Below are 21,062 nucleotides of genomic sequence, written 5' to 3'. Positions count from 1 at the left end.
TCGGGGACCAAGGACTCTGGCGTCAGCCGTCAGCGGGCACGAGGGTCGTAGCCATACCGAATGAAGGGGTGGCGACGATGGCGGAAACGCTGGCCGATACGAAAGTGATCACGACGGCAGTCGAGCTCGCCTGCCATGCGCCCTCGCTGTACAACTCCCAGCCTTGGCGGTGGATTACCGATGGCGTCAGCGTCGATCTGTTCGTTGATCCTGAGCAAGAATTACCAGCAGCCGACACGTCGGGCCGCGAAGCGATCATCAGCTGCGGCGCCGCGCTTGATCACTTCCGGACCGCGATGGCCGCCGCCGGGTGGGCCACGAATGTCGAGCAGTTTCCCAACCCGAACAATCTCGACCATCTGGCGACCGTCGATTTCGTGCCGGTCGACTTTGTGGCACAGGCTCGGCGCGACCGTGCGGCCGCGATATTGCGTCGCCGGACCAACCGTCTACCGTTTCGTGCGCCGAAGCGCTGGGCGTCTTTCGAACCCGTGCTACGAAGCTCGTTCGACAATGACTTGGTCAGTTTGGATGTACTGCCCGCGGATGTGCGACCGCGGCTGGCCGAAGCGGCACGACTCGCCGAAGCCCTACGTCGCTATGACGACTTGTATCACGCTGAATTGCGTTGGTGGACAACGCTGGAAGAAGGATCGGAAGGGATTCCGCAAAACTCACTGGTGTCGGAAGCCGATGCCCGCAGGGTTGACGTGAACCGCGAGTTCCCGACCGATCCCACGAACGAGCGGAGCTCTGCCGGCACGTACGACCAAGCGAAGATTCTCATGTTGTCCACTGCCGGCGACACGCGTGTCGATGCTCTCAACTGCGGTGAGGCGCTGTCGGCGATCCTGCTGGAGTGCACGATGGCCGGATTGGCCACCTGCCCCGTCACGCACGTCACGGAGCTCGACGCCAGCCGGGACATGATCCGCGACCTCGCGACGGGTCTGGCCTCGGTACCGCAGGTCTTGGTCCGAGTCGGCATCGAACCGGAAGGGGAGTTGGCTTCCGAACCGACGCCGCGCAAACCTCTGCACGAGGTGTTGGAGATCCGCAGCTAGCGGGTGAATGGCTCCAAAGACCTTGGTGGGTCGAGGTTCTAGATCTGTTCGGACTTCACGGTGAGGTAGTTCTTGACCTTGAACAGATCGTAGGTCCGTCGCCGTTCGGGCCGCAGCTCGGCGGCGGCCGATTCTGCGGAGATGATTTCCGGTTCGACCACTCGATAGCTTCGGCCATCAGCGCGGATGGTCGCGTGCCCGGCGGCAAGGACATTCCGGAGCCAATCGACGTCGGTGCCGTAGGGCAGCGGAACGATGAACCCGCCTGACACGCGTTCGGTGACTACCGGTGTGGTGTACTGCTTGCCGGAGTGCCGGCCGGTGTGCTCAATCACCGAGGCATACCAGTGCTTTCGCCCGGCCATATGCAGCATCAGTGGATTGAGCAGACGCTTGTTGAAAACCCGGACATCGTCGAGGACCGCCACTGCTGTTTCTCCTATCTATCGCGCCACCGCGTGGACGAATGGTGTTTTGGCACAGAAAATGTCATAACTCGCAACGGCCGGTTTGCCGCTCGTCCCAGGCCATCACGCTTGTCGGTAGCTGACACCTGTATTGCGCAATCCGATCAGCTCGCCCGGTCCGCCGGGTAGGGCCCGAAGTCCCTAACGTGTGCACCGCGCCTCGTCCGCCGAAGGGATCCCTAGGTGAGGACCAATGCCTCTGATCTGGCAGCGGCCTCACTCCGTAGCGTCTCGATCAGACACTTAAATGCCGTTGGTCGCCAGGAGTTCTCATGTTCGATCGGTATCCACCGAAGTCCGTCGTCGTAGGTGTGGACGGTTCGGCGGCCGCAATTCGTGCTGCCCGGTGGGCAGTCGACGAAGTGGCCGGCACCGACATTCCGCTGCGTCTGCTCTATGTCACCCAACGCGACGTCACTGCCGGTACACGGCAAGCGCGACTTGCGGTGGCCGCGGCAGAGCAGGTCGTCCGCGACGCATACGACGCGGTCGAACAGATCGGCAAGCCGGTCAAGGTCGAAACGGAGATCGTCGACGGCGCGCCGGTGGCGGCGCTCATCGCTGCTTCGCGGTCCACAACGTTGCTGTGTGTCGGAGACACGGGGGCCTCGATGCACCCGACAATCTGGTTGGGCTCGACCGCGAAAGAACTCGCACAATCCGGCCACTGTTCGGTGGCTGTCGTCCGGGCAGGCCCCCGCGACACGGACACCGCGGATACCCGCCCGATCGTCGCGTTCGTAGACGAATCGCCGGATGGCATAGACGTTCTGGAGCTGGCGATCCATGAGGCTCGCCATCGTCGCGTGCCGCTGCGGGTGCTGACATCAACGCAGCCGCGTTCCGGGGACTCGCATCTGAAGCGTTGTACCGACAACTATCCCGAGGTCGATATCGACACGGTGCATCTGCAAGCTTCCCTGGTCGATTACCTGGCCGCGCATGCCGAGGCCATTCAGTTGGTCGTAGTCGGTGCCGCCCAGACCGCGGCAGTCGGGCAATTGCTCGGTGATCCCGGCGCTGAAGCTTTGCGTGAGAGCGACGTGTCCTTGCTTGTGGTCGGTTTCAAGCGTCCTGGCCGCTGATCCGCGAAGGGGAGATGTCGTTTGGGTGGTGGAATCGCCATCCCATGGGGCGCGTGGCCCGAGCCGCTCGTCGACGCGAACGCTTCCCGCAGGCGCGCTGACCAACGACCCACAATGTTTGGGACTTCCGTCTCTTTACGGGATTTCGGCCGATTGATCGGATAGACATCGCACTGATTCTTTCAATCGAGGAGCCAGAGATGAGCACTTCTCGCCGTCCGGCGCACACGGGTGTGTCATGACTAGAGCAGCTGACGTCACCCGGCGCTCGCCGCGCCGAGTATTCCGTGACCGCCGCGAGGCCGGCCGGGTGCTGGCAAACCTACTGACCGCTTACCGCGACCAACCGAATGTGATCGTGCTGGGACTCGCCCGGGGCGGGCTACCAGTGGCATGGGAGGTAGCGGCCGCGCTGCACGCACCGCTGGATGCCTTTATCGTGCGAAAGCTCGGCGCTCCCGGGCATGAGGAATTCGCGGTCGGGGCGCTGGCAAGCGGCGGCCGCGTAGTGGTGAACGACGACGTGATTCGGGCCTTGCAGATCTCGCCGGGACAGTTGCGTGCCGTTGCCGAACGTGAAGGCCGCGAGCTGGTCCGGCGTGAGGCCGCATATCGCGGCGGACGACCGCCGCTTGAGGTGGCGGGCAAGACGATCATCCTGGTCGATGACGGGTTGGCCACTGGCGCAAGCATGTTCGCCGCGGTGCAGGCTCTCCGCGAAGCGGAGCCCGCTCACATCGTGATCGCGGTGCCGGCGGCTCCGGAATCTACCTGTCGGGAATTCGCCGGTCTGGTGGACGATGTGGTCTGCGCGAGTATGCCCACCCCATTCCTCGCGGTGGGGGAGTCGTTCTGGGATTTTCGCCAGGTTACCGACGAGGAAGTTCACCAGCTGCTCGCTACTCCTACGACGGATCGAACGGCCGCCCCGGCCCAGGTGCGGATGCCCGCCCAGGTGCTCGCCAGCGTGGCCATCGATGCTCCATCCGGTGTTCCGCCGCGTGAGGCGTTGGAGGAGTTGATTGGTGACGCCCGGATCGTGCTGATCGGCGAGAGTTCCCATGGAACGCATGAGTTTTACGAGGCTCGGGCCACGATCACGAAATGGCTGATCGAGGAGAAAGGATTCTGCGCGGTAGCCGCGGAGGCCGATTGGCCCGATGCCTACCGGGTGAACAGGTATGTGCGGGGCCTCGGAGTGGACGAGACCGCCGAGGAAGCGTTGCGTGGGTTCGAACGATTTCCGGCCTGGATGTGGCGCAACACAGTCGTTCGTGACTTCGTCGATTGGCTGCGCATACGCAACCGGCAGTGCGAGTCGAAGCGTCAGCGGCAGGCCGGCTTTTATGGGCTTGATCTCTACAGCCTGCATCGATCCATGCAGGAAGTGGTGACCTACCTGGATCGAGTCGATCCCAGGGCGGCGATGCGGGCCCGTAGTCGTTACGCATGCTTCGATCATGCTTCGGCGGATGATGGTCAAGCGTACGGTTTCGCGGCGGCGTTCGGGGCGGGTCCTTCGTGTGAAAACGAAGCGATCGAACAGCTGGTTGATATGCAGCGCAACGCCTTGGCGTATGCGCGCAGAGGCGGGCTTCTCGCCGAGGATGAGCTCTTCTACGCCCAGCAAAATGCCCAGACGGTACGCAACGCCGAGGTCTACTACCGTGCGATGTTCAGCGGCCGGGTGAACTCGTGGAACCTGCGTGATGAGCACATGGCCGAGACTCTCGAGGCGCTGCTGAACCACCTGGACCGTCACGATGGCGCTCCTCCTGCGCGAATAGTGGTGTGGGCGCACAACTCTCACGTCGGCGATGCACGGGCAACCGAGGTGTCTTCTGACGGACAACTCACATTGGGGCAATTGGTCCGGCAGCGATACGGCGACGAGTCACGCCTCATCGGGTTCAGCACGTACAGCGGCACCGTGACCGCTGCAAGCGACTGGGGCGGAATCGCGGAACGCAAAGCCGTTCGGCCCGCGCTCAACGGCAGCATCGAAGAACTGCTTCACGAGACCGGCGAAAGCTCTTTCCTGGTGTCGGCGGACCTCAGCGCGGAAGCCGCCGATCCGCTCGGCGTCGTCCGGTTGGGGCGCGCGATCGGCGTGATCTATCGGCCGGAAACGGAGCGGCAAAGCCATTACTTCCATGTTCGGCCCGCGGACCAATTCGACGCGATGATCCACATCGACAGGACGCGTGCGCTCGAACCGCTGGAACCGACGAGCCTGTGGATCGCTGGCGAGACACCGGAAACGTACCCGTCCGGGTTGTAACGAACGACGAGCGGAGTCAACGGATATGGATGCGCCCATCGCATCGGTTCCCAGTCGAGCGCAGATCGTCACGCTGACCATGAACCCGGCACTCGACATCACGACAAGTGTCGACGTGGTGCGGCCGACCGAAAAGTTGCGCTGTGCGACACAGCGTTATGACCCGGGTGGTGGGGGAATCAACGTCGCTCGTATTGCTCATGTGCTGGGCGGTTCGGCTTCGGCGGTGTTTCCCGCCGGCGGCCCAACGGGTGGTCTTCTCATGTCGCTCCTCAACGAGGAGCGAGTTCCATTTCGGCAGATACCCGTCTTGGCGTCGACGCGAGAGAGCTTAACCGTCAACGAGAACAGCACCGGCCGGCAATATCGTTTCGTCCTTCCGGGGCCGCGGCTGACGTTCGCCGAGCAGGCGCTGTGTCTCGACCAAGTGCGGGCCGCGGCGGAATCGGCCGAGTTCGTGGTGGCCAGCGGTAGCCTGCCCCCTGGGGTGCCCGCCGACTACTATCAGCGGGTTGCCGATATCTGCCAGGGCATGGGCGTCCGTTTCATTCTGGACACCTCTGGCGGTGGGTTGCAGCACGTATCATCCGGGGTCTACCTGCTAAAAGCGAGCGAGCGCGAGTTGCGGGAATGTGTCGGGCGTCCGCTGGCCACCGAATCGGAGCAGTTCGCCGCTGCCCGCGGACTCATCGAAAAGGGTTGCGCGGAAATCGTATTGGTGTCATTGGGTTCCCATGGCGCACTTCTTGTGACACCGGCTGCGGACCAACGGTTTTCGGCGATTCCGATGCGGAATGGGAGTGGCGTCGGGGCCGGAGATGCGATGGTCGCGGCGATCACGATAGGGCTCAGCCGCGGATGGCCGCTCGATAAGGCAGTTCGGTTGGGCATTGCGGCGGGCGCGGCGATGCTGATGACGCCCGGCACGGCCGTCTGTGATCGAGCGGATATCGAGAAGCTGTTCGCACTCGCGCCGGAGCCCTGCGACGTTACGCTCTGCGACTGAGATATGAGCCCCTGCGGCGCAGGCAGCCCATGTGGTCAATCAGCGACGGCAATTGTGAATCTGGGCGATTATCAAGGATGTGGAATATTGAGACAGGGGCAGGAAGGATTCGCCATGGTTAAGGTTTTTCTGGTCGACGACCACGAAGTCGTTCGGCGCGGACTTGCCGACCTGCTCGCAGCGGACCCCGAGCTCGAGGTCATCGGCGATGCGGGCTCCGTATCCGAAGCGATGGTCCGGATTCCCGCGTTGCAGCCCGACGTCGCAGTGCTTGACGTGCGGCTGCCTGATGGCAACGGCATCGAATTGTGCCGCGACCTGTTGTCTGACCTGCCCGAGTTGCGATGCCTGATGCTGACCTCGTTCACCTCTGACGAGGCGATGCTCGAGGCGATCCTGGCCGGCGCCAGTGGCTACGTCGTCAAAGACATCAGGGGCATGGAATTGGCCCAGGCGATCAAGGATGTTGGTGCCGGCAAGTCACTGCTCGACAATCGAGCTGCCGCCGCCTTGATGGCGAAACTGCGCGGCAACGCCGAGCAGAAGGATCCGTTGTCCGGATTGACCGAGCGCGAGCGAACTCTTCTCGGACTGCTCAGCGAGGGTTTGACCAACCGTCAGATTGCCGCGCGAATGTTCCTGGCCGAGAAGACGGTGAAGAATTATGTATCCCGGTTGCTGGCCAAGCTCGGCATGGAGCGGCGGACACAAGCAGCGGTATTCGCTTCGAAGTTGAACCAACAGTCCCCACCACCAACCGCCGGTAAGTAACGAGACGGGCGCATTACACCAGCTCGAGAGGCCGCACGGGTTGGACGGCGTTGATTTGTTGGGTTGTCATCTCGATAAGACTATGCTTGGCGACGGTATCTTCGCGTTGTTTGCTGCCTTTTCGTTCTGTGGACGACGCGGTGCTGCCGCGGGGGCTGAATGGCCGGAGGTATCAGGCAGTGGCCAGCGACGACAGTAGCTCGGCTTTTTCGGGACTCGGCCAGCGTGGGCTGGTCAGCAGGATGCACCAGCAACTCGACGAGATGCTGGCCTCGCGTGATCAGATGGAGCAATTGCTTCAGGTGATCGTCGAGATCGGTGCCGACCTCGAGCTGGATGCGACCCTGCGTCGCATCGTCGTAGCGGCCCGCAAGTTGACCTCGGCACCGTATGGCGCCTTGGCGATACGTGACCGCGACGGAATGTTGATCTCGTTTGTCCACGAAGGAATTGAAGTCGACCACGCGCGGCAAATCGGGCATCTGCCGGTCGGCAAGGGAGTTCTGAGTCTGTCGCTCTTCGACACGCCGGCTTTGCGTCTGGACGATCTGACGAAACACCCGGCCGCGGTTGGGTTTCCGGAGCACCATCCCCCGATGCGGGCTTTCCTTGGCGTGCCGATCACCATCCGGGGAGAGGTATTCGGCAACCTTTATCTGACGCACGACGAGCCCGGTCGGCTGTTCTCCGAATCCGACGAGGTGGCTGCTCGCGCATTGGCTTTCGCGGCCGCGGTGGCCATCGACAATGCGCAACTCTTTGAGCGTGAGCGTACGGCCGCCAAATGGATGGAGGCAAGCCGCGAAATCACTACCGCGCTTCTGTCCAGCGTCGAACCCAGCCGGACTCCGTTGCAGGTGATCGCCGAAAAGGCTTGTGCGCTAACCGAAGCCGAACAGGCGATTGTGCTCGTTCCGGACGATGACGATGTGCCGATAGATGAGATTGACACGCTGGTCATCTCGGCAGCGGTCGGATTGAACGCTTCAGAGGTTATCGGCCAACGGATTCCCGTCGATGCGTCGACCAGCGGTGCGGTGTTCCGCTCCGCTGAACCGGTGATCACCGAAGCCCTGAGTTACCCGATCCAGGCATTCACCGACGTAGGGCAGCGAAGCGCGATTTTGATGCCGCTGCGTGCCCACGATGAGGTTGCCGGGGTGATTGTGGTCGCCCGCAGCTCGCAGCGGCAGCCGTTCGACGACAGCTACCTCGACCTGGTCAGCGATTTCGCGACGCATGCCGCGATAGCGCTGATGCTTGCGTCGGGCCGCGAGAACACGCGTCAACTGACGCTGGTGGCTGAGCGGGAGCGCATTGCCCACGATCTGCACGACCATGTCATCCAACGGCTCTTCGCCGCGGGGATGGACCTACAAGGCACGGTGGCCCGGGTGCGTTCGCCGGAGGTTGCCGAGCGGCTGAACCGCACCCTCGACGACCTCCAGACGATCATCGAGGAAATCCGCACGACCATCTTCCAGCTGAAGTCGCCGTCCGGCAACGGCGGTGGCTTCCGGAATCGGATTCAACGAGCGGTTGCCGACCTCACCGAGGGACGCGACATCGTCACGACGGTGCGAATGCGCGGTCCGATGACCGCTGTCGGCGGCGAGCTCGCCGACCACGCAGAAGCAGTGACGTCCGAGGCCGTCAGCAACGCGGTTCGGCATTCTGGTGCTTCACGACTGACGGTCGAGGTCAATGTCGGCGACATGTTGACGGTTGACATCGTCGACAACGGTTGTGGCCTACCAGTCGACAATCCCCGCCGCAGCGGTCTGGCGAACATGCTGTACCGCGCCGAACAGGTCGGCGGTCGCTGCGAAATCAGCAACGCGCCAGATGGCGGTACCCGAATCTACTGGTCCGCTCCGCTGACCGACCACTGACTCTCGGCGAAATCCCGGACGCCAAGGGGCTCATGGACCAATGGCGCCGGAGTGGAGTCTAACGGCCCTGCCCAACAGGGCGGATCGTGAATAACGTCGTGTCAAAGCCAACGGCATTCAGGAGCGCTCATGAGTCGTCAGTTGGCGGAATACTCCGCCACTGCTCGCCTGATCGACGGCAGGCTGGTGTCGTTGCGACGCCTCACCGCGCAAGACGCCGAGGCCACGTTGGCGTTCCATCAACGCCTCACCGACTTCGAGCGTTACTACCGGTTCTTCACGCTGAACCAAATCGATCTCGAGCATCTCGTCCAATCGATTACTGAAGCGTCCGATGATCGATACTCGCTCGGTGCGTTCGACGCCGACCGATTGATCGGTGTGGTCCACTACGTCGTTGTCCGCGATGATCCCAACGTTGCCGAAGTCGCGGTCGCAGTCGCCCACGAAGACCATTCGCTCGGCGTCGGAACGGCCTTGCTCAAGCACCTCGCGCACATCGCGCGGGCTCACGGCATTGAGCGATTTGTAGCCGACGTCCTGAGCGAGAACCATCTGATGCTCACTGTGTTGTTCGATCTCGGCTGGTGTTGTAAGCCAACGTATTACGGAGCGATTCAGCACGTTGAGATTGAGTTGCCGGATGTCCCCGACGAACTGTCGTCGGGCGCGAATGCGATCCCATAGGTAGGAGCACGAAATGTCGGAGCCCACAAAGAAACACGGAATATTGGTCTGTGTCGACGGATCGGCGGCGTCGGATGCCGCGGTGGCGTGGGCGGCCTGGGAGGCGGGCATGCGGAACACAACGATCACGCTGATGCATGCCGTTGCGCCCATCGTGGTCGGATTCCCGGTGGGCCGACTGTACGACGAAATGCCTGGCTGGCAGATGGAGGCCGGACAGCACGTCATCGACCAGGCCCGAAAGACGCTCAGCGCCAGCCTGGACAAGTTCGAGTCCCCCGAAATCCGCACGAAGATCGTCTATTCCAACGTCGCACCGGCGCTGATTGAGGCATCCAAAGACGCCCGGATGATCGTGGCCGGCAGCCAGGGCCTTGGCGCGTTGGGCCGGTTGTTGTTGGGCTCGGTCACCACATCGCTGGTCCACCACGCCCATTGCCCGGTCGCGGTCATTCATTCCGACGGTGACGCGGCTGTCGATGCCACCGCTCCCGTGCTCGTTGGCATCGACGGTTCACCGGCCTCGGAGTCGGCGACCGCATTGGCTTTTGACGAGGCCTCGCGTCGAGGGGTCGGTTTGGTGGCGCTGCATGCGTGGAGCGACGTCGGGGTGTTCCCGATGCTCGGAATGGACTGGCGGGATAGCGAGGCCAAAGGGGAGGAGATACTCGCCGAACGCCTCGCCGGTTGGCAAGAACAGTATCCGGATGTGCACGTCAGGCGAGTCCTCTGCTGTGATCTGCCTTCTCGATGGCTGCTAGAAGAATCGGAGCACGCTCAGCTGGTGGTGATCGGAAGCCATGGGCGTGGGGGTTTTGCCGGCATGCTGCTGGGTTCGGTCAGCTCTCATGTCGCGCAATCGGCAACCAAGCCGGTGATTGTTGTCCGGGGCGAATAGACGCATTCGGGGAGAGTCATTGGTCCTCAACGTTGAGGCCATCCGTTGAGCGCGCCCGTGGGTGCCGGCTCGTTAACGTAAGTCCATGACTTATGTGATCGGCGCCGACTGCATTGACGTGCTGGATAAATCCTGTGTTCAGGAGTGCCCTGTCGACTGCATCTATGAGGGCGCTCGGGCGATGTACATCAATCCCGACGAATGCGTGGACTGCGGAGCATGCAAGCCGGCTTGCCGCATGGATGCGATTTACTGGGAGGGAGATCTGCCTGCCGACCAGGTGCAGCACTTGGAAGACAATGCCTCCTTTTTCAGCCGTCCACTAGCGGGCCGTGCTGCGCCGCTCGGCTGCCCGGGTGGTTCCGCCGGTGTGGGTCCGCTCGGCGTCGACACACCGTTGGTGGCAGCGATGCCCGAACGCGAGGGTCGGTTAGACGCTCACTGACGACCGAATCGTCATGGGCGCACGACGAGTACCGAGCATCCGGCGTGCCGGAAATGGGGCTTGATCGGACCGACCAAGCTGGCAACCTTGTCAGCGTCCGAACTGTCCACCACCGCGAGTTGTACGGGTTCGGCTGTGCTGGCAAGGAATTCAGCGGCTCCACTCCGCGCGGCAGCCGGAAGGACATGCACCTCGCGATACTCAGAAACCCAAGGGCTGAGGCGGTGATCCAATTGCGAATACGGGATTTCACCCAGACCCCAACGCCAGACTCCCATCGCCAACACCGGTGCGCCGCGTAGACGTGCTTCGCGGAAACCGTGCTCGAGCACCACGTCGTTGCCCGGTTTGTCGTCGACGACGACGGCAACCCATCCCGAGCCGGGATCTTCACCGTCGCGGTTGTGGCGGATGATCGCCACCGGACAATGCGCATTCTCGGCAACGGTGGCAGCGGTCGAGCCGAGAACTCTGCGGGCGACCCGCCCGATCCCGATCGAGCCCAGACAAACCATCGCCGCGTGGTCAGATTCATCGATTAACGCGTTCCCGATCGATCCGCGCACCAGGTCGGTTTCGACTTTGACTTGCTGTCCCGTCGCGTTGACCGCTGCGCAGGCGGCGCGCAGCGCTGTCTCGCCATACTCGATATCCAAGCTGTCATCGCGTGCGGTTCCGTCGGATTCCCGTTCGGGGATCGCGTGAACCAGACGCAGCGGAACGTCTCGGCCGACCGCCTCGGTCACCGCCCATCTGGCCGCGTTGATCGCTGCATCGGAACCATCGATACCCACGACGACCCGCTGCGATGATTGCGGACGATTCATTGCATTCTCCGATCGGAACCAGCGCTCGCGGGAAACCCCGCTTCATCGGCGATGTTACGAGTCTCAACTGATTCAGAGCAGGGCCCTTCGGCCCGATCTTGATGGCAATGGTCACCCTGACAGCGTTGGTTACTCGACCTTGATCGTGCTTCCGGGCAACAGCTTTCGCACATGGCCTCGGCATTCGACATCGACCGAACCGGCGTTGCCGGCCTCAGAGGTCACGGTGGCGGTCCGTCCGCTGACTTGAAGATGGAGGCGCTGACCGCGGTACACGAGTGGGAACTCGATGGGGCCGAGGTCTTCTGGCCATTGGGGCCCGAGAATGAGTCGGTCGTCCCGTGTTTCGAGTCCGGTGTAACACCGTTGCAGCAGATCGATGCTGCCGGCCATCGCCGCGAGGTGTATACCTTCGGCCGTCGTGCCGCCCTGGATGTCGGCGACGTCGGACTTCAGCACTAGCTGGAAGTACTCCATGGCCCTGCGCCGGTTGCTCCGGGCGAGCACCCATGAGTGCACGATGGCGCTCAATGTCGATCCGTGCGAGGTGCGCGCGAGGTAGTAATCGACTGTTTTCGGGATTTGCTCCGGGGCAAAGTGATACCCGAGGCGGCCAAACAAACCCAGCAGTTCGTCGGACGACAGTAGATAGAACAGCATCAGCGCATCCGCCTGTTTGGACGCCTTGTAGTTGTTCACGCTGTCGTTTTCAGCCTCCAGGATGCGATCGAGGCGCTGAATGTTTCCGTAGCGTTCCCGATAGTGATCCCAGTCCAGTTCCGCCAGGTCCGAATAGCCTTCGAACTGACTGATGACGCCGTCATGAAAAGGGACGAACATGTGCCGGCTCACATGTTCCCACCGCTCGAGATCCGCTGTGTCCAGACCGATCTTGCCGACAAGATCGAGTCGGTCGCGCAGCGACAACAGGTCCAGCGCGTCCAGTGCCCGAGTGATCACCCAGACCGCCATCACATTGGTGTAGGCGTTGTTGTCGATACCGTCGTACTCTTTGCCGGGATATCCGGAATGAAATTCGTCGGGGCCGATGACTCCCCGGATCGTGTAGCGGCCACGACTTTCGTCGTACGTGGCCAATCCGACCCAGAATCGGGCGATCTCGACCAGCATCTCGGCTCCGTAGTCGACAAGATACTGACGGTCGCCGGTCACCTGATAGTGCTGCCACGTGTTGTATGCGACGGCGAGACCGACGTGATGCGCGCGTGCGCTGGGATCGGGGTTCCACCGGCCGGATCGTGGGTTGAGGTGGAGTTCCTGGCTCACCTCGCTACCGTCACTGCCTGACTGCCACGGATACATCGCGCCCAGGTAGCCGGCCCTGCGCGCGGCGCGTCGGGCCTGGTGAAGTCGCCGATACCGATAAAGCAACAGCGAGCGCGACACGTTGGGCATCCGCAGGCTCAGGACGGGGGACACAAACAGGGCGTCCCAAAAGACGTGTCCGCGATAGGCTTCGCCGTGCAGGCCCCGCGCCGGCACGCTGGCATCAAGTTCGGCGGTGTGCGGGGAAAGCGTTTGCAGCAGTTGCACCAGATGCAGCCGAAGGATCCGCAAGGCTTCCACGCCGTCGTCAAGTCCGACGTCGCACTGCTCCCAGAGTCGGTCCCACGCCCGCCGGTGGTGCCGATGAAGATCCGTGTATCGGCCGGCTTCTTCGAGGAAATGCTGCGCGGTGCTTGCCGGCTCAGAGATCGCGGCGTCCCGCCCGGTGAAGAGGGTGACAACCTTCTCGAGTGTGATGGACTGCCCGGCGGACAAGTCCGCTCGGAGGTTGTGACCGCCCCGCCCGGCTTCTCGCACAAAGGTGTACTGCGCGTCGACGGGCGAGTCGTCGCGCCACAGTGAAGTGCGGGCGGCCATCCCGATCGAGATACGTGATTGCGATGTTTGTGTCCGCAACAGCACTGATCCGGGCGAGATTTCATCGAGAGTGGGTGGCGTCAGGTGGACACTCGACAGTGAGCCGTAGCGTTCCACCATTGAATTGCTGACAGCGCCATCCAAGTGAGACATGAATTCTACTGTGCCCGACCAATTCTCCGCGGTTACGGTGTTCTTCATCGCCAGTATGTTGTGCTGGTGCATCGACGCGAATCGCTGCTGATTCAGCGTTGTCGTTCGGCCCGCATGATCCCGGAATCGCAGTGTACGGATCAGCGTCGCGTGTCGTAGGTCGAATGTTTGCTGATAGGACAGTAATTCGACATCGTCCACACTGAACCACGGGCCGTCGTCGATACGAAACGTCAGCGGCAGCCAGTTGGGCAGGTTGACGAGGCTCTCATTCTCTATTCTGCGGCCGGCGATCTGGTCGGCCAGGGTGTTGTACACGCCGGCGGCGTAGGTGCCGGGGTAGTGGGCCTGAGCCGCAGATGCCTCCGGCGCACAGCCGCGGGTGGCGACGTAGCCGTTGCCAACGGTGCACAACGTCTCGCGCAGTCGCTCCTGTTCCCGGTCGTAGCCGTCGAAGACCAGTCGCCACGCATCGGCCGGGCTGGTTGCTTCATCTCGAAGGTCGTGTGCCAGGCGTTGGATGAATTCACATACTGCCGAAGGGTTTTCCAAGCTGAACCGAGCGGCAGACGGTCGGTCACCGACCTCGTCATGGCGCACCACGATCCCCACGCCGTCAAAACGAACCGCATCGAAAGCATCCTCATCGGTGAGGTCGTCACCGATGTAGATCGGCAATGCGGCAGGGGACTCAGCGGTCCGATCGTCGGCTAGGATCCTTTCGAGGAGCCAGTCGGGAGTGTCGCTCTTGTTCCAGGCAACGTTGGGGCCCAGTTCGATGACTTTGCGGCCCTGGGTGACATGAAGATGCCGGTCCCGTCCCAGCCGAGACGCCGTAGTGACCACCCGGTCGACGACGGCCGGATCAGCGTTGCGGTAATGAACTGTGACGGCAAACCGCTTGTGCTCCACTACTGTTCCCGGCACGTCCAGTAGCGCTTCGGTCAGCTCGGTGGCGGCATCAGCCAAGGTGGCAGCGGCGGCGACGGCCGCGGAGTTCTCGACATGGGTGCCGTCCGGCCCGAACAGCTCGAATCCCTGGCTACCCGCGTACCACAAGCCATCGGCGTTGACTCGCCCCTGGACGTCCTTCAGGTCTCGACCGCTTATCACGGCAACGGGGCATTGCCCGGCGAGAGCGCGAAGCGCTTCGGCGGCGCCGCGGACCAGCACAGCGGCGTCGGGGTCATCGACGATATCGGACAGCGTCCCGTCGAAATCAAGGAACACTACCGGCCGCCGGGCGACCATAAGTTCTTTCAATTGGCCGTAGGACTGCAGGGCATCGGCGATGGTCGATAGGCCAGAGTCGCGGCTGCACACCGAGATCTCGGCGATGTCGGCGATCACGACGTCCGCCCCATCGGCGACAACGCCGTCGGTCCGGTCGCGGTCGAGGCCAATGACGAGTCCGATGCCGCAGTCTCGGGCTGTCCGGATACCGGACTCATTGTCGGCGATCACCACGCAGCGTCCGGGGCTGACCCCGAGACGGGTCGTCGCCTCTGTCAACGCCGCCGTGCCGGGGCGGACCTCTTCGACGCTGACACCGATCCCGTGCAGCTGTCGCAGCAGTGGCACATCGGTGGGTGGGCGGGTTTGCTCGGTGCTGACGATTGCGCTGTCCAAGTCGAGGATCACGGCGTCGTGGTAGCGCCTGTCGATCGTGACGGGCCATTGGGTCACGTTTGTGACGATGCCACAGCACCGGTGCGGGTCAAGCCTATTCGCTCGTTGAAGGTCTCTCGTCCATCCAGTTGGGGACGAAAGTCTCATGACCGATGAGTGTTTGGACCATAGCGTTCTCGATGAACGAAGGAGAAGACATGTCAGCGTCCGAGAAGCGTTACGGAATCGTCGTCGGGGTCGACGGATCACCCGCATCGGATTTCGCGGTCTGCTGGGGTGCGCGGGACGCGACGCTGCGTGGTGTTCGGCTGACCCTGGTCCACATGGTGAACCTGGCCGCTCCGGTGTGGCCCCCGATGCCACTCACCGCAGATACTCCGATATGGCAGGAAGACTATGGCCGTCGGATCCTCGAAGAGGCGGAGAAGATCGCCGAAGATGCGTCGAAGCCCCACGGCCGCATCGATATTGCAACAGAGCTGATGTTTGCGGCACCGGTTGCCGCGCTGGTCGAACTGTCCGACGAGGCAGAGATGGTCGTCGTGGGCAGCAACGGACGCGGAGCACTGGCCCGGACCTTCCTCGGTTCGGTCAGCTCGGGCGTCGTGCGCAGCGCAAGGTGCCCGGTCGCGGTCATCCGAGACGAAGATCCGTTGATGCCGAACCCGCTTGACGCCCCTGTGCTGGTGGGCATCGACGGCTCGGCGGCTTCGGAACTGGCGACGGCGATTGCTTTCGACGAAGCGTCCCGGCGCGGCGTCGACCTGACGGCCTTGCATGCGTGGAGCGACGTCGGACTGTTCGAACTTCCAAAGCCGGAGTGGACCGCGGTGCGGGCCCAGGCCGAGGAGATCCTGGCCGAGCGTCTTGCCGGTTGGCAAGAACGCTATCCCGATGTCACGGTGCATCGACTTGTCGTGTGCGACCAACCCGCTCGGCGGCTGATCGAGCAGTCGGAGTCGGCCCAGTTGGTGGTCGTCGGCAGCCACGGACGAGGTGGATTGGCCGGCGCGCTGTTGGGCTCGGTCAGCAACGCGGTCCTGCATGGGGTCTTTGTGCCGGTGATCGTCGCGCGGCCGGCTGCCGGCCACGTAGATCGGGACTAAAGCCTCATGATCGACGACCGCGCAGGCAATAGCGTTCTCAGTGACTGGAGGAGGACGAAATGACGGCATTTGAGAAGCGCTACGGGATCGTCGTCGGAGTCGACGGATCGGCCGCATCGAATGCCGCTGTGGTCTGGGCAGCACGTGACGCGGCGTTGCGCAATCTCTCGTTGAACCTCGTCCACATGTTCGAGACATTCGTGCGAACTTTCCCGCAGGTACCGATGCCGAGCGGAGTCGCGCTGTGGCAGCTCGACGACGGGCGCCAGGCTCTCGAGCAGGCCGTCAAGATCGCCCAGGACGCCGTGCAAACAGACCGGAAGCTTGTCATCACGAGCGAAGTGAAACCGTCGCCCGCGGTGCCGACGCTGATTGAAATGTCCGAAGATGCGCAGCTGGTGGTCGTCGGCTCCAACGGGCACGGCGCGATGGAGCGGGTCCTGCTCGGTTCGGTGAGTTCGGGCGTGGTGCGCGGCGCGAAGTGTCCGGTAGCGGTCATTCGCGCCGAATCCGTGTCACTTCCGAGCGCCCAGCGCGCTCCGGTGCTGGTAGGAATCGACGGGTCGCCGGCGTCCGAGCTGGCGACGGCCATTGCGTTCGATGAGGCGTCGCGACGCGATGTCGAACTGGTAGCCCTGCACGCGTCCAGTGATACCGAGTTCTTGGAACTTCCCGGATATGACTGGACAACGGTCAGGGCCGAAGCGGAGCGAAATCTGGCTGAGTGTCTGGCGGGGTGGCAAGAACGCTTCCCGGATGTGCCGGTGCAGCGGCTCGTCGTCAGAGACCGGCCCGCCCGGCACCTTATCGAGCACTCGGAGTCGGCCCAACTGGTGGTTGTGGGCAGCCACGGCCGCGGCACGTTGTCGGGCGCGATGCTGGGGTCGGTGAGCAACGCCGTCGTTCACTCGATTCACACGCCGGTGATTGTGGCGCGTCCTTCATGAGCCCGAGGAATTCCCGAATCGACAGGACTGTGGAGAGTCATGAACATGACGATTGCCGCTGACCCGCCTAGCACAGCGTCGGCGGCAGTCGCATTGCCCTACATCGATGTCCACGAAACCCACACCGGCATCGTGGTGCTCGCCGGGGATCGCGCCTTCAAGGCAAAGAAACCGATCGCGACCCACTTTCTCGACTTCCGCACAGCCGAACTGCGCGAGCGCGCGTGCCTGCGCGAGGTCGAGCTCAACAGCCGATTGTCACCCGAAAGCTACCTTGGTGTCGCGCATCTCACCGACCCCTGCGGAGGGCCGGCCGAGCCGATCGTCGTGATGCGGCGCTACCGCGAAGAAGATCGCCTGACGGCTTTGATAGCCCGAGGCCCCAACGAAACCGTACGCGACATCTTGGACACCATCGCTGGCGTGCTGGCTCGATTTCACGAACGCGCCGACCGCAGCCCCGAGATCGACGCCGAGGGTAAGTTGTGTGCGGTCGACGGCCGCTGGCGCGAGAATCTGTCGGAACTGAACAGTTTTGTGGGCGAACCACTTTCGGAGATTTCTTTCAAACTGTTGGCACGTGTCCAACGCCTTGCCGCTGAATTCGTTTCGGGTCGGGCCCCGTTGTTTGCCCGACGGGTCGAAGAAGGATGCCTCGTCGACGGCCATGGCGATCTGCTCGCCGACGACATATTTTGGGCTGACGGCAAACTGGCGTTGCTCGACTGCCTCGAGTTCGACGACAAGCTACGCCATATCGACCGCATCGACGATGCGGCCTTCTTGGCAATGGACCTGGAGTTCCTGGGCCGCAAAGACCTTGGTGACTATTTCGTCCAACGTTACATCGTCCATTCGGGTGACCGGGCTCCGTCATCGTTGTGGGACTTCTACATCGCGTATCGCGCCGTGGTGAGGGCCAAGGTTGACTGCATTCGGCACTCACAAGGCGACGCGGCGGCCGCCAGAGACGCGGGCCGGCACCTGGCCATCGCCGTCCAGCATCTAGAACACGGCAGCGTCCGCATGGCGCTGGTCGGTGGGAACCCAGGAACTGGCAAGTCGACCGTCGCACACGCGCTCGCCGAAACGGTGGGAGCGCAGGTGATCTCAACCGATGACGTACGGAAGGAGCTGGCAGATTCGGGCGTCATCACCGGCGGCACGGGCATCCTCAATGGGGGCTTGTACCGGCCCAGGAACGTCAGGCGCGTCTACGAGCTGGCTCTGGACCGGGCCCGCGCGCTGCTCGGCGATGGCTACTCAGTCATCCTTGACGGGACCTGGCGAGATCCGCATCTACGCACCTACGCCCATTTGCTGGCATCCGAGATGTACTCGGCTGTGGTGGAACTCATGTGCGTCGCGGGCGTCGAGACCGCCGCCAAGCGAATACTGACCCGCCGGCCAGGCAACTCCGAAGTGACGCCGGAAATCGCGGCAGCGCTGGCGCGCGAACAGAACGGCTGGGACACCGCATGTGCCTTGGACACGTCGCAGCCGGTCGAGCAAACCATTCAACAAGCGCATGCCACGTGGCGTCGGTCGATCTACCCGCCCGGGTTGCACCGCGGCATTCCATCCTGATTGATGAGGAGTTATCGTGTCGACGAATATTCTTGCAAGTCAATATGTCTCAGGTATCGCTGATCTGCGGCTCTCTGATTCGGAGGAGGCGGGCGGCAAAGGCGCGAACATGGGCGAATTGGTCGCTGCCGGGCTTCCAGTTCCCCCGGGGTTCGTCTTGATGCGAAGCAGCTACTTGACTTCGATGCAGGCAGGTGGAGTCGAGGCGGAATTGGCGGCGTTGCACGCCGAGGCGCTGGCAGAGGTCAGCAACAATTCGCGACTGTCCGAACTCTGCCAGCGCATGCAGAATCTGGTCCTTAAGGCCGGCGTCAGCGAGGAGGTGCGCGGCCCATTGCTCGATTCCTACCGTGCACTGGGGCCGAGCTGCACTGTGGCGGTCCGATCTTCGGCCACTGGGGAGGATGGCCGCGACGCATCGTTCGCGGGAATGAATCAGACACTGACGAACGTGTCGGGTGAAACGATGTTGGTGGACGCCGTCAAGGCATGCTGGGCATCGCTTTTCAGTCCTCGCGTGATCACCTATCGAGCCAGCCGGGGCTTCCTCGCGACGCCCGCAATGGCTGTCGTGGTGCAGCAGATGATCGCCTCCGAGCGGTCGGGGGTCGCGTTCACCTGCGATCCCAGCACCGGGGAGCGCGACCATCTGGTCATCGAAGCCGCGCTTGGACTGGGCGAGGTCGTGGTATCCGGAAAGGTCCAGCCCGATACCTACGTCGTCGACAAGAAGACGCTGGAAGTGCTAGATGTCAAGATCGGCTATCAGGCGTTCAAGATCGAACGTGGTCCTGATGGCCGCGACCTGGTGGTGGATTTGAACCCCGAGCAGGCGCAGGCGCGGGTGCTCGACGACGCGTCCTTGCGGCGTATCGCGGAGCTGGCCATTGCCGTCGAAGCACACCACGGGTGTCCCCAGGATGTTGAGTGGGCGATCGCGTCTGGCGAGAGCTGGCTGGTGCAAGCAAGGCCGATTACGACCCTGCAAACCCACGCCACTGATGATCCGGGAACAGACGGCGTCCTGGTTCGCGGGTTGCCCGCGGCACCGGGCTCGGCGTCCGGCCGGGTGCGGGTCCTGCACACGCCGGACGAAGGTAATCGGTTGCTCGACAACGAGATTCTGGTGGCTCCGATGACCAACCCGGATTGGCTCCCGGCGATCCGTCGCTCGACCGCGCTGGTGACCGAAACCGGCGGTATGACGTGCCATGCGGCGATCGTGGCGCGCGAACTCGGCGTCCCGTGCGTGGTGGGAGCCCGCAATGCGACCACCATTCTGCACGACGGTCAGACGGTCACGGTCGACGGCGGGCATGGAAATGTCAGTGCCGGAGGGCAGGGCCAGCAGGTGCGGGCGACGACGGTCGAGCCACCCGCCAGCGCGCCGGAACGCAGCGAGACGACGGGCACCAAGATTTACGTCAACCTGGCGATGCCTGACTCTGCGGAAGCGGTTGCAGCCCAGGATGTCGATGGAGTGGGGTTGCTTCGCGCGGAATTTCTGCTTACTCAGGCACTTTCGGGAAGACATCCACGTGATCTCATCGCTCGTGGCGAGCAGGCAGATCTCGTGGACGCGATGGTTGCCTCCATCGGACGGATAGCCGCCGCATTCGGGACTCGTCCGGTCGTCTACCGGGCCACCGATTTCCGTAGCAACGAATTCCGCGGCTTGCGTGGTGGTGAAGCCTACGAGCCAGTCGAGCACAATCCGATGATCGGGTACCGGGGGTGCTACCGATACGTTAAAGAACCTGACCTGTTCGGGCTGGAGCTCCAGGCATTGGCCAGGGTGCGCGAGCGGAACCCGAACGTGCACTTGATGATTCCATTCGTTCGGACACGCTGGGAACTGGAAACATGCCTATCTCTGATCGACGTGAGCCCGCTGGGTGCTCAGCGCGGTTTGCATCGCTGGGTGATGGCCGAGGTGCCATCGGTGATGTATTGGCTTCCCGAGTACATCGGGCTGGGCGTGGACGGTGTATCGATTGGTAGCAACGACCTGACTCAATTGATTCTGGGTGTCGATCGGGACTCCGACATCTGTGCCGAGCTGTTCGACGAATCCGACGGCGCTGTGCTCGACGCAATCGGACGCATCGTTTCGATTGCTCGTAAGCACGGAATCACCTCGTCGCTGTGCGGTCAGGCGCCCTCGACCAATCCCGCGTTCGCCGAGCATCTTGTGCGAATGGGCATCACGTCGGTGTCGGTCAACCCCGACGCGGTTTCCGCGACTCGGCGTATTGTTGCCGCCGCGGAACGGCGGTTGCTGCTGGAATCAGCGCGTGGCCGTGAATAACGGGGCATGCGTTCACCCCCAGGAG

At 62.9% G+C, this 21,062-nt stretch carries 16 protein-coding genes; 13 read left to right on the top strand and 3 right to left on the bottom strand.

What is annotated here, in order from left to right; all coding sequences use genetic code 11:
- Window positions 1-77 precede the first annotated feature (77 nt).
- A complete protein-coding gene (locus tag AC5Y5O_RS08690) occupies window positions 78-1,064 on the top strand; it encodes an Acg family FMN-binding oxidoreductase (protein ID WP_096288180.1) in 987 nt (328 codons plus the stop codon).
- Between the two features lie 38 nt (window positions 1,065-1,102).
- On the opposite strand, the gene AC5Y5O_RS08685 is transcribed toward AC5Y5O_RS08690, so the two are convergent.
- Complete coding sequence (locus AC5Y5O_RS08685; protein ID WP_096291176.1) at window positions 1,103-1,438, bottom strand: nitroreductase family deazaflavin-dependent oxidoreductase; 336 nt, start codon at window positions 1,436-1,438, stop codon at window positions 1,103-1,105.
- Window positions 1,439-1,803: 365 nt separating this feature from the next.
- On the opposite strand from AC5Y5O_RS08685, the gene AC5Y5O_RS08680 reads away from it, so the two are divergent.
- The 8 genes from AC5Y5O_RS08680 (at window position 1,804) to fdxA (ending at window position 10,596) form a co-directional block, all read left to right on the top strand.
- Window positions 1,804-2,616: a universal stress protein gene (locus tag AC5Y5O_RS08680; RefSeq protein ID WP_500024683.1), complete on the top strand. Its 813-nt coding sequence runs from the start codon at window positions 1,804-1,806 to the stop codon at window positions 2,614-2,616.
- Window positions 2,617-2,854: 238 nt separating this feature from the next.
- The gene (locus AC5Y5O_RS08675) at window positions 2,855-4,897 is read left to right on the top strand and encodes an erythromycin esterase family protein (protein ID WP_500024680.1); all 2,043 of its coding nucleotides are present in this window, start codon (window positions 2,855-2,857) and stop codon (window positions 4,895-4,897) included.
- A 25-nt stretch (window positions 4,898-4,922) separates the two neighbouring features.
- The gene (locus tag AC5Y5O_RS08670; protein WP_096288174.1) at window positions 4,923-5,903 is read left to right on the top strand and encodes a 1-phosphofructokinase family hexose kinase; all 981 of its coding nucleotides are present in this window, start codon (window positions 4,923-4,925) and stop codon (window positions 5,901-5,903) included.
- Between the two features lie 114 nt (window positions 5,904-6,017).
- A complete protein-coding gene (gene dosR / locus AC5Y5O_RS08665; protein WP_096288172.1) occupies window positions 6,018-6,674 on the top strand; it encodes a hypoxia response regulator transcription factor DosR/DevR in 657 nt (218 codons plus the stop codon).
- A gap of 242 nt (window positions 6,675-6,916) precedes the next feature.
- A complete protein-coding gene (locus AC5Y5O_RS08660; protein ID WP_096291175.1) occupies window positions 6,917-8,566 on the top strand; it encodes a GAF domain-containing sensor histidine kinase in 1,650 nt (549 codons plus the stop codon).
- Window positions 8,567-8,695: 129 nt separating this feature from the next.
- Complete coding sequence (locus AC5Y5O_RS08655) at window positions 8,696-9,253, top strand: GNAT family N-acetyltransferase (RefSeq protein ID WP_096288170.1); 558 nt, start codon at window positions 8,696-8,698, stop codon at window positions 9,251-9,253.
- Window positions 9,254-9,266: 13 nt separating this feature from the next.
- The gene (locus AC5Y5O_RS08650) at window positions 9,267-10,151 is read left to right on the top strand and encodes a universal stress protein (RefSeq protein WP_096288168.1); all 885 of its coding nucleotides are present in this window, start codon (window positions 9,267-9,269) and stop codon (window positions 10,149-10,151) included.
- Window positions 10,152-10,236: 85 nt separating this feature from the next.
- Window positions 10,237-10,596, top strand: a complete 360-nt coding sequence (gene fdxA, locus AC5Y5O_RS08645) for a ferredoxin (RefSeq protein ID WP_096288166.1) — start codon at window positions 10,237-10,239, stop codon at window positions 10,594-10,596.
- 11 nt (window positions 10,597-10,607) lie between these two features.
- Here the strand turns inward: fdxA and AC5Y5O_RS08640 are convergent, their stop codons facing one another.
- Together AC5Y5O_RS08640 and otsB are read right to left on the bottom strand one after the other, a co-directional pair.
- Entirely contained in the window at window positions 10,608-11,423 is an 816-nt protein-coding gene (locus tag AC5Y5O_RS08640) for a universal stress protein (RefSeq protein WP_096288164.1), read from the bottom strand.
- A gap of 129 nt (window positions 11,424-11,552) precedes the next feature.
- Window positions 11,553-15,146, bottom strand: coding sequence for a trehalose-phosphatase (otsB, locus tag AC5Y5O_RS08635; protein ID WP_500024676.1), 3,594 nt, complete (start codon window positions 15,144-15,146; stop codon window positions 11,553-11,555).
- Between the two features lie 140 nt (window positions 15,147-15,286).
- Between otsB and AC5Y5O_RS08630 the strand changes: the two genes are divergently transcribed.
- From AC5Y5O_RS08630 to ppsA, 4 genes are read left to right on the top strand one after another with little or no spacing between them, the layout of a single operon-like run.
- Window positions 15,287-16,195: a universal stress protein gene (locus AC5Y5O_RS08630; protein ID WP_096291174.1), complete on the top strand. Its 909-nt coding sequence runs from the start codon at window positions 15,287-15,289 to the stop codon at window positions 16,193-16,195.
- 59 nt (window positions 16,196-16,254) lie between these two features.
- Window positions 16,255-17,142 carry a universal stress protein gene (locus tag AC5Y5O_RS08625; protein WP_500024674.1) on the top strand — a complete coding sequence of 296 codons (888 nt, stop codon included), beginning with the start codon at window positions 16,255-16,257 and terminating at the stop codon, window positions 17,140-17,142.
- Window positions 17,143-17,187: 45 nt separating this feature from the next.
- Window positions 17,188-18,729, top strand: a complete 1,542-nt coding sequence (locus AC5Y5O_RS08620; protein ID WP_500024672.1) for a bifunctional aminoglycoside phosphotransferase/ATP-binding protein — start codon at window positions 17,188-17,190, stop codon at window positions 18,727-18,729.
- Between the two features lie 16 nt (window positions 18,730-18,745).
- Complete coding sequence (gene ppsA / locus AC5Y5O_RS08615) at window positions 18,746-21,037, top strand: phosphoenolpyruvate synthase (RefSeq protein WP_500024670.1); 2,292 nt, start codon at window positions 18,746-18,748, stop codon at window positions 21,035-21,037.
- Window positions 21,038-21,062: the final 25 nt, after the last annotated feature.

It is taken from the genome of Mycobacterium sp. NGS40 (assembly GCF_059812735.1).
The sequence above is the reverse complement of the archived record's forward strand: the minus strand, read 5'-3'. Positions and strand labels throughout refer to the sequence as shown.